Here is a 15548-nt window from a genome sequence, read left to right on the forward strand (position 1 = left end):
CCGGGTTTTTTTTCGTAAGTCCTATTTTTAAATGCCAGCGCCCGGAGCGGCTTCAGCACCCATTACTAAAACTGTACCGCGAAGGAAATCAATTTGTTGCTGAAAGTCCATCGCCTGAACCTTTCCTAATAAAGCTTTGCCTGCTTCTGGAAGTTCATAGTCGGGAGGCATGGGTATAATAGTTCCTTCGTCCATTCCTACTGCTAAGAAATACCAAAAAGCCAGCTTAGTTTCAGGGCTCATCGAGCCGTACATCCGGCTGATTTCAGTATTGGCTTTTGAGGCAATGTCGCGCATTACTTGTAGTTGTTCTTCGTGCGGCAGCGGTTTGACTTGATCGAACAAACCTTGAGCGATTTCGGAACCGGAAGCACCGGGAGCCGCTGGTGTTATTGACTTGCCCATTTCGGTGTAAACAAACCACAGCAAACCTAATTGGTCGTCTACACTCAAGCTCTGAATATCTGCTTTTCCTTGGTCGTAAGCACCGGAAGTAGTAAATGTCATTCAAGCCTCCAAAATAATATGTATTGCTCAGCTTTCTTATTTAGAAAACTTTTTTTTTGCTACTTAGTTAAAGTACCTAATAAATAGTGAGGCTAGAATCTTGCTTAAGGCAGATATGATCCCGGACATAAGTTCGTCGAGTAAACTCACCAAAATTTGGGAAATGTGCAACCAAAGGATGACGCAAATTTGACAAGATTGTTGTGAGCGGTGCTCCTGATTAGCATTGTTTAGCCGATCGACGATCGCCTATAATCGCAACAGACCTGTATAGAGGTGGCTGTTATGTCGATCGCAACTGCAAAACGCTTCACCATAGCGGAATATCACCGCCTGACAGAACTGGGGTTCTTTGGTGAGGACGATCGAGTTGAGTTAATTAATGGAGAACTTGTGAAAATGGCAGCTAAAGGTACCGCTCACGAAACCTGTCTGAGAAGATTATTGCGGGAATTAAGCGCCATAGTAGCAGAGCGGGCAACTTTACAGTGTCAATCTCCCATCGTTTTACCGACAAACAGCGAACCTGAACCTGATTTTTCGCTCGTACAAAATCGCCCTGACGACTATCTATCCTCTCACCCCTGTCCAGGGGATATACTGTTGCTGATTGAAATTGCAGATTCTTCTTTGAGTTACGACAAACAGGTTAAGCTCCCCCTTTATGCTGAAGCCGGAATCTCTAACTATTGGATATTTAATTTATCACAAACTTGCTTGGAATGTTACAGCGAGCCGTATCAGAATGCCCCTGGCCAATTTGGTTATCGCAGGACGCTGATTTTTCTGCCCAACGAGTCTGTTAATCTGCCTTATTTTCACGATTTGGCGCTCGATTTATCGAGAGTGTTTCCGCCAACTATAGAATCCTGAAGGACTCTGATATTATTCCAAAGAAAATAGGCCGGCAAACAGCCGGCCTAGAATCAGGAGAACTTTATTTCAAACTCGTTGAAAATCTAGCTAAACAAACCCGAAATCCCGCCGACTGCTATTGCTCCAGCCAAAGCCGAAACCACCACAGAAGTCAGAGCCGTACCGAACAGCCACCAAGCAGCAGTTGCTGCGGCTTCGCGCGCATCTTCTGCTTGCTGCTTGGTCTTTTTCTTGAGCTGTTTAATGCGTTTTTTGGCTTCATTTTGCAGGCGCTCCGATCGCAATAAAACGCTGTCCCGGGCTCCTTCCATTTGGTCAACAATCCGGTGCGCGTCAGTCTCGGAAATATCGGAACGAGAACTCAGCAGGGCAACTAAAGTACCGCGATCGAACTCGCCTAAACGCTCTTTAATCGCGTCAAATCCGGCCTGCGGGTCGTCAAACACTTTGCGGAAGTCCCGCTTGATGCCTTCGTAGTTGAGCTCTGGTCGATCGAGCGAATTGAGGTAATCCCGGATTTTCCCGAAGATACCATCCATTGCTGACTGAAACTTGTCCTGAACCATTTGAACTTGTTCGACAATTTGGTTGCGGACAGATTCAATTTGGTCGGCAATTCTGTTAGCTTCCTCTTCCGAGATGTCTTCCCGCTGCGACAGCAATGCTACCAGAGTCGATCGATCGAAGTGCTTCACGCGATCGCCCAAACTTTGCATCCCCATTCCCGGCTCGCTAAACAGCAACTGCAAATCGCGTTTGATGCTTTCTGGATTGAGTTCTTCCTTGTCCGTATTCCGCAAGTAATTTTCCAAACTGCCTTGGAAATCCCGGACTGTTTTTTGAGCGCGAGAAGCCAAGCGGCGGGGCGATTTCACGATGCTGCGAATCGAATCTTGCACGCGATCGATCGTCCGATCGATCTGTTCTTCGCTCAAATTTTCCCGCTGCGACAGCAACTTGACTAAAGTTTCGCGATCGACCTGAGAAAGTCTATCCCGAAGTGCCAAAGCACCCTCTTTGGGATTTTCAAACAATTGGGTCAAATCCCGAGTGATACCTTCTGGATCGAGTTCTTCCAGGTTTGTATTCCGCAGGTACTCGCCAATTTTTGCAGTAACTTCCTCGTACTGTTGCTTAGCCCTATCTGCCACCATTTGCGGCGCGTGGATAATGTTATCGCGCACAGATTCCATCCGGTCGATCGCCTGATTTATCTGTTCTTCGCTGAGGTCTTGGCGCTGTGACAGCAACTGCACCAGCGTATCGCGGTCGAATTGAGACAAGCGTTCTTTCAGCGATTTAAATCCGGCTTCCGGGTCGCTTAACAGGGTTTGAAACTCGCGCTCGATAGCTTCAGGATTGAGTTCTTCCTTATTAGTATTGCGGAGATACTCTTCTACCTTTTGCCGCAATTCTTGCGCTTTCGATTGCGCTTGCTCTTGCAATTCTTGAGCTCTAGAAATCACGCGATCGCGCGAACTTTCGAGGCGCCCGATTAACTGATCGGCTTCCTCTGGACTGAAATCTTCTCGCTGACCCAGCAACTGCACCAAAGTATCGCGGTTAAATTGCGAAAGGCGATCGCGCAAAGCCTCAAAACCAGCATCCCGATCTTCCAAAAGCGCTTGGAAATCCCGCTCGATACCTTCAGGATTCAATTCTTCCTTGCCGGTCGATCGCAAATAATTCTCAATCCGGCTCCGCAAATCTTGAGACTGTTCTTCACCAGCCGCAGCTTGCACAATTTCCAACACTTCTTGGCGGACACCTTCAAGCTGTTCGGCAATTTCCGTCACCTGTTCCGGAGCAAACCCCTCGCGGCGGCTCAGAATCCCTACAAAATAATCGGGATTAAACAGCTCTAACTGGCGCAAAACTGCCCCAGGAGAGGCTTCCGGGTCGTAAATCACATCCCTAAATTCTTGCTTGATTGTCTCCCGGTTGAGATGCCAAGGTTGGGCATTCATCAAGTAGTTTTCCACATCAGCCTTAGCTGTATTGAAAGGCAGCGCAGGCACTTTGTCGCCCACCTTAGAAGCCAAAGATTTAGCTTGTTCCGTCCCTTTGGCTGTCAGTTGCTGCAACTGACCAGTGATTTTTTCAACATCCAAATCAGACAAATCCGTCCGCGACAAAACAGTGTTCACAAGAGAACCCACACCCAACTGCATTGCTCGCTTCATGCCGCTGCTGGATTCCGATTTGTTTTCCCTACTTTCGAGAATTTGAGACAGCTTGGCGTTGAGTTCGTCAGACTTCAGCAAATCGGGAGCCGCAAACTTGAGAAAATCAACCAACTCTAAATTTGGGTCTTTCTGCTCTTGCTGCTTGCCGAAAGTTTGCTTCCAAACGCCTTCGAGTTGGTCAGAAATTTGATTTATTTCCTCTGCAGAAAAGTCTGTGCGACTCTTAACTAAATCCACAAAAGTCTGGCGGTTAACATTCTTCAGAAGGTCGCTTCCCGCAAGAGATTTGATATCTGCATCGCCCAGCAACTTTTCAAATTGACCGCGAATTTCCTTAACATCTAGTTTCGGTAACTGCAAAGAACCCACATAATCTTGCAGTGTTTCGCGAATGCTATCCGGGTCTACCGCCGAACTCAACTCGCGGCGTACAGCGGCAACAGATGCCTCTACAGTATTGACCATTTGGTCGTTGGCCATCTTGCCGCCGATCGCAGCACCAGCAGTACCCATGACACCTTGAACCCCTGAAAAAGCAGTTTTTATCAAGGAACCGATCATGGAACCGACGGCGCTAGAACCGAGCCACACCAGCGTTAAAAAGTACGCCGACCAAATGACTACACCAATAATTGCCGCTCCGTCTACCGAGGCAATTGAAGTTAGTTTGACGGCCAGAAAACAAGCCAAAAATAAAGCCAGGTTAACGGTGACTAAAATCCAACCCCCGACTAAACCTTCGATTTTCCGAACTTTAGTGCCTAAACTTTCGGACTCATCATCATCGTCACCGTCGGGTAAAGCCTCGTCCCAATTTGAGATTTTGGCGGCGATCGAGAAATTTGTTAACAGGAATTGGAAGCCGAAAGCCATAATGACTCCGGCGATTAATGCCACGAAAAACTGCGGGCTTAAAAACATCAGCCCTCCGAGATCGGGGTGTTCAAATGGCACATCTATTTCTACTGGCATTTGGGCAATATTGAATTTGGGACTGTACAGCGACATTAATAACTCGCTTTCTAACATAAATTACCTCCTACACTTTTATGCCGAGTTAGGCATAGCGAAAATTGACCCCAACTTTATTTATAGGGGATTTTGTAATCTTTAGATGGTGGTTTGTTTTGGTCAGGCTTAATCTTACGGAAGCCCTTATTAGTGAAATTTGGATGAGCCGTAAATCACTTTTCTAGTGATCTCATCCTTAATTGTTATTATGCCTGCAGAAGGTAAAAAATAAATCCGTCTAAAGTCAGAAATTAGTTTTTATGCGACTGGTAGCAGCAGAGTTCGCATAAAAGGGGCAAGTTTGAGGCGGGGGGCGATCGCCACCCATTATCAATAGTAGTAAAGTGATCTTCGGTGCACCCAGATATCGTATAGTGCGTTACCGATTTAGGATTCAGTTTGATTTTTAGGCTCAAAACGAGCTAATAATTCCGAGCGCTCGATCTGCATAATCACTCTGGTGCGATCGAGGGTTTCTAAATCTAATTACAGGCAATTCAACAAACATGATATCGGGTGCGCCGCCGCCTAGGCTACGAATTTTTGCCGCAGCATTTACCCTCACAGTTCCGAATGCTGCGAATACAGCCGTACTCCTCGAAACGTTGACTGTGTTTGCGAACAGTAGGATAGGCCAGTAAATTGAAAGGAATTCCGGTTAGTTTGTAAAACAATCGACCAGCAGCATGAACAATATCCCAAATTTCGCTTAAATTAGGTTCTCGAACAAATTCTCCTATTTCATCTTTTAAGGCAAGCCACTGAGATTGCACCGTAGGAGAGTGACAATTATCAAATACTGCCATACCTTTTTCGTAGTTTGCCCAAATTTTATTCATATATTTAATCAAATCCGGCTCACGTCTGATAATATCAGAAGTTAATCTAAGATTACAATCATCCGGTATTTTAAGGAAATCAGCCATGCGACTCTCTCAAATGCTTTTTGTTACCCTGCGTGAAGACCCGGCAGAAGCAGAAATTCCCAGCCACAAACTATTACTCCGTGCCGGATACATCCGGCGCATCGGTAGCGGTATTTACGCTTACCTCCCATTAATGTGGCGAGTTCTCAAAAAAGTCTCTCAAATTGTGCGCGAAGAAATGGACGCTACCGGCGCTCAAGAATGCCTCCTCCCGCAATTGCAACCAGCCGATTTGTGGCGGGAATCCGGCCGCTGGGATACCTATACTCAAGCTGAAGGTATTATGTTTGCAATGACAGACAGGCAGCAGCGAGAATTGGGACTGGGCCCAACGCACGAAGAAGTAATTACTACAATTGCTAAAGATATGATTCGTTCCTATCGGCAATTGCCTGTACATCTATATCAAATTCAAACTAAGTTTCGCGATGAAATTCGCCCGCGTTTCGGGTTGATGCGCGGTCGCGAATTCATTATGAAAGATGGCTATTCTTTCCACACTAACGAAGAAAGCCTGAAAAAAACTTATCAGGATATGGCTCAAGCTTATAGCAATATGCTGCGCCGATCTGGCTTGCAATTCCGAGCAGTAGATGCTGATTCGGGAGCAATTGGCGGTTCTGGTTCCCAAGAGTTTATGGTGTTGGCTGAAGCGGGCGAGGATGAAGTTCTTTATACTGAAGACGGTCAGTATGCAGCTAATGTGGAAAAGGCTGTATCGATGCCGGCTGATGCGGAACCGTCGCCCTTTGCAACTTTTGAAAAGCGGGAAACGCCGGGAACTGAAACAATTGATAAACTTTGCAAGTTTTTGAAATGTTCTCCGACGCAAGTTGTCAAAAATGTGCTTTACCAGGCTGTTTACGATAATGGCATTACAGTCTTGGTATTGGTAAGCATTCGCGGCGACCAAGAGGTGAATCAGGTAAAGTTGCTGAATGAATTGACGAAGTTAGCGGGCAATTATCAAGCTAAAAATGTTTTATTTTTGACTGTTCCGGATGCGGAAGCTCAGCGGAAATGGGCTGCTAAATCTTTACCTCTCGGTTATATGGCTCCCGATGTTGCTGATGATTATATCGCTGGGAGCAAGGAGGTAAACTCTAAGTTTTTGCGTTTAGTCGATCGCACTGCAGTGGACCTGACAAACTTTGTCACCGGTTCAAACGAATCAGGATACCACGTTGTCGGAGCCAATTGGAACAAAGAATTTCTCCTGCCAGCAACGGTTGTGGGTGTCAGAACAGCCAAAAAGGGCGATCGGGCAGTGCACAACCCCGAACAAACCTTGCAAAGCGCCAGAGGCATCGAAGTCGGCCACATCTTCCAATTAGGCACAAAATACTCCCAAGCAATGGGCGCCACCTACACCAGCGAACAAGGCGAAGAAATGCCCTTTGTGATGGGCTGCTACGGCGTCGGCGTGTCGCGGCTAGCTCAATCGGCCGTAGAACAATCCTACGACAAAGACGGGATAATTTGGCCAGTGGCGATCGCCCCGTATCACGCCATCATTAGCATCCCCAATATTTCCGACGCCCAACAAGTAGAAGTCGCCGAAAAACTCTACGCAGAACTCAACCAATCTGGCATTGAAACCTTGCTAGATGACCGCGACGAACGGGCCGGAGTTAAATTCAAAGATGCCGATTTAATCGGCATTCCCTATCGGATTGTTCCGGGTCGTTCGCTGAAAGCAGGCAAAGTTGAAGTCGTGGAAAGAGCAACTCACAAATCCCACGAAATTCTCATTGATGAAGTAAATTCTACGTTGAAACAGTGGATTGAAGCCGCCGTCAGCTAAGACTTTTTAAGCAGTAAGGTGCGCGCTGCACCTAGATTTAGGATCGCAATCTGCGCGGTGTACACCCTACATTAGCTCCCCTTTTGGGAGCATCTCACTGAAAGCACTCCAGCTAGAAATTGGAGTTTGGAGGCAAGAGACAGGAGGCAGGAGGCAGAATGCAGGAGGAAAGAGGAAGAAAGAAGAAGCCACAAGAAGTGTTTTTACAAATATGAGATGCTCCCCCCTCTTCCCTCTTCCTTCTTCCTTCTTCCCTCTTCCTGACATCCATTACATCCGTTACATCCGTTACATCCGTTACAGAATCCGTTGCCGAACTTCCTTCTGATGTGAAATTATCTAAAACTTAAAACTCGATATGAATCTGAACCTAAATCAGTTTCTTCGATTCCCTCAATCCCGAATTGGGCGGTACTTAGTTCAAGTAACTGTCGTTGCTGTCGCTTACGCCGTGGGGGCGAGGCTAGCAATGTCAATTCAAGGTGTTAGTCCCTTCGCTTCCTCGGTGTGGCCGCCCGCAGGAATAGCACAAGCTGGACTTTTATTGTTTGGAAGAAAAGTCTGGCCTGCCATAATTTTGGGTACATTTCTGCTAAATTTTGTTAACCCAAATGAACAGATATTCGCGGTTTGGCTGGGAGGAAACGCCGGGGCCATTCTGCAAGCTGTTTTTGCAGTAACTGCCCTGGGCTGGATGGGGTTTCGTCCATCCCTCGATCGCTTGAAAGATGTAGTTAATTTAATCTTGTTTGGTGGTCTAATTTCTACTCAAATCAGTTGCACTATTGGCGCCTTTTCCCTATATTTAGCGGGCAAAGTAGATTTGGCAGAATATTGGTCGGTTCGATGGGATTGGTGGTTGGGAGACACAATGGGAGTTTTAATTTTAACTCCCTTAATCCTAATATTTTTTCGCCCTAAAGTAACCGCCGCTCGTTTAAAAAGAAAAACAGACCGCCAGCAAAGATATCTAATTTGGCGGGCAGTATGGTTAATATTATTAATAGGGATGAGCTGGCTGGTCTTTGTCTCGAAAAATGAAGCTTCTATTTCTCGTTATCCCCTGGAATATTTGCCGTTTCCTTTGATAATTTGGTCAGCCCTCCAATTCGGTCAACGAGCCGCTGTCCTAGCATCGTTCATTGTCTCAAGCATCGCAATTATGGGCAGTTCTCAGGGAGGGGGGCCGTTCATAGCCAAAGCCGACAATATCACTCAGGCTATCTTATTTTTGCAAGCTTTTATGGCTGTAGTTACAATTACCTCGCTCTTATTGGCAGCGACAGTAGCTGAACGCGCCGAGGCAGAAAATTCCCTGCGAGAAAGCGAAATTAAATATCGAGAATTGGTGGAAAATGCTAGCAGCATTATTCTGAAATTGGATGCTAACGGCAATATTACTTTTTTTAACGAATTTGCGGAAATATTTTTTGGCTACACTCAGGAAGAAATCATTGGTAAAAATGCACTGGGAACAATTATTCCACAGACAGACCTCGAAGGGAAGAACTTAGAGTTGGTTTATAATGAAATTTTACAAAATCCCGATCGCTTTACCAGCTATGAAAATGAAAATATCCGGCGCAGTGGCGATCGCGTTTGGGTATCTTGGGCAAATAAACCGCTGGTTGGTTCAGCGGGAGAAATCCTGGGAATCCTCTGCATCGGCACAGATATCACCGATCGCCGAAAAGCTCAAATAGCGCTGCAAAAGCTGAATGAAAAGCTGGAAATCCGAGTTGAAGAGCGGACAAATGCCCTAAAACAAAGCGAACTTCAGCTACAGAAACAGAAATCGGCATTAATTGATTTAGCCAAAAATAAAGCGCTGAATCAAGGCGACTTAACAAAAGCGCTTCAACAAATAACTCAAACTGCTAGCCGTACTCTGGAAGTTGCCCGATCGAGCGTATGGCTGTACGATCGCACTAAATCCAAGATGGAGTGCCTGGATTTGTTCGATCGCACTCTCAACCAGCACTCACACGGTTTGGAATTAGCAGCAGCAGACTATCCTGTCTATTTTCAAGCACTGGGAGAAGAACGCGCAATTGCTGCCTTTGACGCGCAAAAAGATTTTAGAACTAGAGAATTTGCAGAATCTTACCTAATTCCCTTGGGCATCACTTCTATGCTAGATACGCCGATTCAAATAGGCGGAGAAACAGCAGGAGTTATTTGTTTGGAACACGTAGGAATCCCCCGCCCTTGGACGATTGAAGAACAAAGTTTCGCTGTTTCTCTAGCAGACTCTGTAACTTTCGCAATGGAAGCGCGAGAACGCCAGCGGGCTGAAGAAGCGCTGCGGCAAGCTGAAGAAAAATACCGCAGCATTTTTGAAAATGCGATCGTCGGCATTTTTCAAACTACCCCAGATGGGCGATATCTCAGCGCCAATCCTGCTTTGCTTCGCATTTACGGTTATAGTTCACGCGAGGAATTGGTGGGCACACTAACTGATATTAGCCAACAACTTTATGTTGACCCCGATCGCCGCGCCGAGGTTGTCCGCTTAATAGAACAACAAGGCAAAGTATCGGATTTTGAATCTCAAATTTACCGCCGAGATGGCAGCATAATTTGGATTTCCGAAAATACTTATACCGTGCGCGATTCCTACGGAAATTTGCTTTATTACGAAGGTACTGTTCAAGATATCACAACTCGCAAACAAGCTGAGGCAGCTTTACGCTTAGAACAAGAAAAATCCGATCGTCTCCTACTCAACGTTTTACCGCAAGCGATCGCCGATAGATTAAAACAAGACCAAAGCATCATCGCCGATACTTTTGCCGAAGTAACAGTATTATTTGCAGATATAGTCGGTTTTACTCAAATTAGTTCCCAAATTTCTCCCTCCGAATTAGTTTCCTTGCTTAACGATATTTTTTCCACATTCGATCGCCTAGCAGAAAAGCACGGATTGGAAAAAATTAAGACGATTGGCGACGCTTACATGGTAGTAGGAGGATTGCCAAGGCCCCGCAGCGATCATGCAGAGGCGATCGCCCAAATGGCCCTGGATATGCAGCAGGCAATGATTGACTTCAGCAATACCCACAACAAAACTTTCAGCATCAGAATCGGCATCAACAGCGGCCCAGTTGTCGCCGGAGTAATCGGTATTAAAAAATTTATTTACGATTTGTGGGGAGACACAGTTAACACCGCTTCCCGCATGGAATCTCACGGCTTGCCGGGGTGTATTCACGTAACAGAGCCAACTTACGAGCGATTGCGAGAAAAGTATTTCTTTGAAAACCGCGGCGCGATCGAAGTCAAAGGCAAAAGCCAGATGAAGACTTATTTTCTTACAGGTATCAAGTTATAGCATAAGGAAGAATGAAGAAGGAAGTAGCAATATAAGAAATCCTGTTTCAGAATTAATAAGTTCTTGCTCTTCGGGCGCGGTTGCTATAGTTAGTTAAAAAAATATAACACTCAGTATGAACCCCCAAAAAATTCAGTTTCTGCGATTTCCTCAATCTAGAAATTGGCAAGACTTAGCAAAAGTAGCTGCCCTGGCTTTTGCTTACGCTTTGGCAGCAAAAATAGCAGTTTCAATCCCAGGGGTAAATAAATTAGCTACCTGCGTCTGGCCACCCGCAGGAATTGCACAAGCGGCAATTTTATTATTTGGCCGACGTGTTTGGCCGGGAATAGTTTTAGGCGTAGTTTTTTACGAGACTATTAACCTTAAGGTATCCTTAACACTTGCAACGATTAGTGCCTTTTGCGCTTGTTTACAAGCTTTATGCGCCTTTACTTTGCTGCAACAGCTAAAGTTTCGCCCCTCACTCGATCGGCTGATCGATGTAGTCAATTTAATTTTCTGCGGTGCTGTAGTTGCCACTCAAATTAACTGCACTCTCGGGACGCTTCGCCTCTGTGTAACTGGTTTAGTTGACTGGAGCGAATATTGGCACATTCGATGGAATTGGTATCTCGGAGATACATTAGGAGTTTTAATTTTTACTCCCCTGCTGTTGATTATATACAACCGCCAACAAGCGCCAAGCCCTTCACCAATTACAGGTTCTCAAACAATTGTAAATCGCATCGGTGCCGGAATATGCCTGCTGTTATTAGTAACAGTCAGTTGGCTAGTATATAACTCAAAAAGTGAAGGTAGTCTCTCCGGTTATCCCCTCGAATACTTGCCATTTCCCTTAGTAATTTGGGCAACCATTCAATTCGGCCAGGGGGGGGCTGTTTTAGCATCTTTCATTGTCTCCACTATCGCCATTTGGGGCGGTTCTCAGGGAGGCGGCCCCTTTATTTCAAAAGCCGAAAATATCAATCAGGCAATCTTATTTTTGCAGGCTTTTATGAGCGTAATTGTAGTTACATCGCTGCTGTTGGCCACCACTGTAGCCGAACGCGCATCAGCAGAGGATTCGCTGCGGCAAAGCGAAATTAAGTATCGGGAATTAGTCGAAAATGCTAACAGCATTATTTTAAAACTAGATACGGAAGGAAATATTACTTTTTTTAACGAATTCGCACAGATTTTTTTTGGTTACGATGAAAAAGAGATAATTGGCAAAAACGCAGTGGGAACCATCATTCCCCAGAGAGATACAAGAGGAAATGACTTGGCAGCAAAGTTGAGAGATATTTTGCAAAACCCAGAACAATACACGGGAAATGAAAATGAAAGTATCCGGCGCAGCGGCGATCGCGTTTGGGTATCGTGGGCAAATAAACCGCTGTTTGACGCGGCAGGAAACTTCGCGGGAATGCTGGCAATCGGTACGGATATCACAGACCGCAGGCGGGCTGAAATGCAGCTTGTAAAGCTGAATGACGAGTTAGAGTTTAGAGTAGAAGAACGGACTAATGCTCTTAATGATACTTTAAAAGCGCTGCGATATCAGCAGGAACAATCCGATCGCTTGCTGTTGAATATTTTGCCTGAAGAAATAGCAAATCGGTTGAAGCGGGGAGACAGCACGATCGCAGACACCTTTGCTGATGTTACTGTCTTATTTGCGGACATAGTAGGCTTTACTCAACTCAGTTCGCGAGTTTCTCCAACGCAATTAGTTGCCTTGCTGAATGACATCTTTTCGACATTTGACAACCTAGCAGAAAGGCACGGATTGGAAAAAATTAAGACGATTGGCGACGCTTACATGGTAGTTGGAGGCCTCCCCATTCCTCGCCCGGATCACGCAGAAGCGATCGCAGAAATGGCTTTGGATATGCAGCAAGCAATTATTGACTTCAGCAATACCCACAGCCAAGCTTTCAGCATCAGAATTGGCATCAACACAGGCCCGGTTGTAGCCGGAGTCATCGGTATTAAAAAATTTATTTACGATTTGTGGGGAGACACCGTTAACACCGCTTCCCGCATGGAATCTCACGGCTTGCCGGGGTGTATTCAGGTAACAGAGACAACTTATCAGCAGTTGCGAGAAAAGTATTCCTTTGAAAACCGCGGCGCGATCGAAGTTAAAGGCAAAGGCCAGATGACTACTTATTTACTGAAATGCCGAAAATAGCTTTAGTAAAGGTTTTTCTCTAAAAGTAAGGGCGATCGCACACTTGAAAGTGCGATCGCCCTCATTTTAATTTAGCCAAGTTTTTTAAAGCTTGTACAGGTTAATTCCAGCTTCCTTCGCCATGATTTCCAAACCCTTGTTTTGCAAGGTTTTAATCGCTTTTGTAGAAAGGTGCAATCTTACCCAGCGCTTCTCCTGGGGCCACCAAACCCGCTTCCACTGCAAATTGGCGTCTTGCAATTTGTGAGTGCGGTGGTGCGAGTGAGAAACTGCAAAACCGTTATTCGCCTTCTTTCCCGTTAGCTGACATTTCCGTGACATATTGCGCTCCAGATTACCGTTTTTTGCGTGCAGCCTTTTATTATATAGCAACAGCGCAGAACCCCCCTAGCCCCCCTTGTTAAAGGGGGGGCAAAAAACACCCGATCGCCCGCTCAGCAATAGAAATAAACTCTTACTCCCCCCCTTAGCAAGGGGGGGTTGGGGGGGGTAATTACATTGCACGTTCAGTCAATTTTGTCAAGACTTGATTCGATCGCTCGACAAAATCCTTCATCCCTTCAGCATCGAAACCCTTCTGGGCCATCAAAGCCAAGTCGTAAACGTGGTGACAAATCATACTCGCCAACTGACTTGACGGAGACTCCCCGCCGCCTTGAATAATCGCACCCTGACTCAAACTCGCCAGATTTTGAATCAGCGGGTGAGACGTATTCACCAGCAAAACGTGGTCTTCGGGGAATTCGGCCGCTTGCTGCTGCAAAAGCGCCGTCATGTCGCGCATCCGGCGCAAAGCTTCCGGCAAAAGTACGATCGCAGGTGGCGTCGCCTCCGCAGAGTCAGACTTCAAAGCTTCTGTGCGAATGTTCACTTTCGGCTTATTGAGAGCTTTTTGGAACATCTCTTTAACTTGTTCGCTGCGAGTCTTATTCGTCGCCGGATCGACAATTTCCGCTTCTTTTTCTTTGTCAATTAGCGTTTCGTCGATGTCGGAATCAACCCGCGAGAATTTGACATCTGAGTATTCTCTTTCCAAGAAGCTGATAAAGTGCGTGTCGATGAAAGAATCCATAAACAGCACTTCTAAACCTTGGCTTTTGTGCATTGCCACGTAAGTTGCTTGAGAGGCCGGATCGGTACAATAAAACACGCGATTTTCATGACGTTTTTGATTGCGTTCCAAATACTCTTTCAGCGTCGTGTAAGGTTGCGTCGAAGTAGAAGTTTCCGACTTCGGAGTGACATCTTGCCACAAATCTCCTTCCTCAGTTTGCACCTGAACTTCGGGCGTTACTGTTTCTGGCTTGTCCGCTGTTGGCTCGTAGGTGCTGCGGTAGATTAAAATATCTTCGACTTGCTTTTTGAACTTGTCATCGTTGAGAGTTCCAAACTTGACAAAAGTGCCGATATCTTGCCAGCAGCGGATGTATTCGTCACGGTCGTCGCGGTAGAGTTCTTTCAGGCGATCGCCCACTTTTTTCGCAATATAATCAGCGATTCTCCGCACAGTGCGATTGCTTTGCAAAGAACTGCGAGAAACGTTCAGGGGAATGTCGGTACTGTCAATAACTCCCCGCAGCGGCATCAAAAATTTCGGGATAATTTCTTCGCAGTGGTCGCTGACAAAAACCTGGTTGCAGAAGAGCTTAATATTGCCTTGGGTAACATCGACATCCGGCCGCAGTTTTGGAAAGAAAAGAATCCCGTTGACAATGAAAGGATAATCTGTATTCAGGTGTACCCACAACAGCGGCTCGTCTTGGAACGGGTAAAGGTAGCGGTAGAGTTCCAAGTAATCTTCTTTTTGCAAATTGCTGGCTGAGTCCCGCCAAATTGCTTTGTGCTTGTTGAGTTCCTCTCCCTCAAATTTGATGGGAACTGGCATGAAATCGCAGTAAGTTTTGATTAACTGCTTAATGCGAGTGGGTTCTAAATATTCTTGTTCTTCGTCTTGGAGGGTAAGAGTAATAGTAGTGCCGCGTTCCGTGCGGGAAGATTCTGATAGTTCAAAAGCGGGAGACCCGTCGCAAGACCAGTGTACTGCTTGGGAGCCTTCTTGGTAAGAAAGGGTGTCTATATCTACTTTCTGAGCGACCATGAAAGAAGAGTAGAAACCGAGACCGAAGTGACCGATAATTGCGTCGTCGCCACTGCCTTGGTATTTTTGAATAAATTCTTCAGCGCTGGAGAAAGCGACTTGGTTGATGTATTTTTTTACCTCATCGGCGGTCATGCCGATCCCGTTGTCGGTAATTGAGAGGGTTTTGTTTTCTTTGTCGATCGCTATGTTGATTTGCGGTTCGCCCATGTCGCCGCCGTATTCGCCGGAACGGGAAACCATTTTGAGTTTGGCAATGGCATCGACGCCGTTAGAAATTAGTTCCCGCAAGAAGACTTCGTGGTCAGTGTATAGCGACTTCTTGATAATCGGGAAAATATTTTCGGTATGGATTGAGATTGTTCCCTGTTCTAAAACTGTCATAATTTTTCTCTCTGATGACTGCTAATTGCTTAGAAATAGCTATTTAATGATTTTCGGCGATCGTGTTCTCTTGTGCAAAAGGGATTACCACAAAAAGATGATTCGGTTTTCCCCACATCTTGGACAATTCTCAATAAGCCTTTCACGGGCTGGCTAGAAAATCCCAACTCCTACTCCCCACAAGATAATTCACTTTTTGTGGAACAGGCCAGAAAGACCTGTTAAGCGAAGATCGTGCAAGATGTCAGT

General features: G+C 45.9%; 9 protein-coding genes. 4 read left to right on the plus strand and 5 right to left on the minus strand.

The features are described 5' to 3' along the window. Positions 1-27: 27 nt before the first annotated feature. Complete coding sequence (locus QUA62_RS22615) at positions 28-507, minus strand: orange carotenoid protein N-terminal domain-containing protein (protein ID WP_190663533.1); 480 nt, start codon at positions 505-507, stop codon at positions 28-30. Positions 508-792: 285 nt separating this feature from the next. On the opposite strand from QUA62_RS22615, the gene QUA62_RS22620 reads away from it, so the two are divergent. Then, on the plus strand, positions 793-1380 hold the full coding sequence (locus tag QUA62_RS22620; protein WP_172186032.1) for a Uma2 family endonuclease: 588 nt from the start codon (positions 793-795) through the stop codon (positions 1378-1380). Positions 1381-1466: 86 nt separating this feature from the next. On the opposite strand, the gene QUA62_RS22625 is transcribed toward QUA62_RS22620, so the two are convergent. Both QUA62_RS22625 and QUA62_RS22630 read right to left on the minus strand, forming a co-directional pair. After that, positions 1467-4598, minus strand: a complete 3132-nt coding sequence (locus QUA62_RS22625; protein WP_333406863.1) for an MFS transporter — start codon at positions 4596-4598, stop codon at positions 1467-1469. 515 nt (positions 4599-5113) lie between these two features. Next, positions 5114-5419 (minus strand): hypothetical protein, encoded by a 306-nt coding sequence (locus QUA62_RS22630; protein WP_333284427.1) that lies wholly within the window; start codon positions 5417-5419, stop codon positions 5114-5116. A gap of 85 nt (positions 5420-5504) precedes the next feature. Between QUA62_RS22630 and proS the strand changes: the two genes are divergently transcribed. The 3 genes from proS (at position 5505) to QUA62_RS22645 (ending at position 12817) form a co-directional block, all read left to right on the plus strand. Next, the gene (gene proS / locus QUA62_RS22635) at positions 5505-7310 is read left to right on the plus strand and encodes a proline--tRNA ligase (protein WP_333406865.1); all 1806 of its coding nucleotides are present in this window, start codon (positions 5505-5507) and stop codon (positions 7308-7310) included. Between the two features lie 358 nt (positions 7311-7668). Continuing rightward, positions 7669-10641: an adenylate/guanylate cyclase domain-containing protein gene (locus QUA62_RS22640; protein WP_333406867.1), complete on the plus strand. Its 2973-nt coding sequence runs from the start codon at positions 7669-7671 to the stop codon at positions 10639-10641. Positions 10642-10756: 115 nt separating this feature from the next. Further along, positions 10757-12817: an adenylate/guanylate cyclase domain-containing protein gene (locus QUA62_RS22645; RefSeq protein WP_333406869.1), complete on the plus strand. Its 2061-nt coding sequence runs from the start codon at positions 10757-10759 to the stop codon at positions 12815-12817. Between the two features lie 84 nt (positions 12818-12901). Here the strand turns inward: QUA62_RS22645 and rpmB are convergent, their stop codons facing one another. Together rpmB and htpG are read right to left on the minus strand one after the other, a co-directional pair. Next, the gene (gene rpmB, locus QUA62_RS22650) at positions 12902-13138 is read right to left on the minus strand and encodes a 50S ribosomal protein L28 (protein ID WP_015177569.1); all 237 of its coding nucleotides are present in this window, start codon (positions 13136-13138) and stop codon (positions 12902-12904) included. Between the two features lie 172 nt (positions 13139-13310). Continuing rightward, a complete protein-coding gene (gene htpG, locus QUA62_RS22655; RefSeq protein ID WP_333406870.1) occupies positions 13311-15299 on the minus strand; it encodes a molecular chaperone HtpG in 1989 nt (662 codons plus the stop codon). Positions 15300-15548: the final 249 nt, after the last annotated feature.

Origin of the sequence: Microcoleus sp. MON1_C1 (assembly GCF_036701945.1) — a bacterium.
Lineage (GTDB): Bacteria > Cyanobacteriota > Cyanobacteriia > Cyanobacteriales > Microcoleaceae > Microcoleus.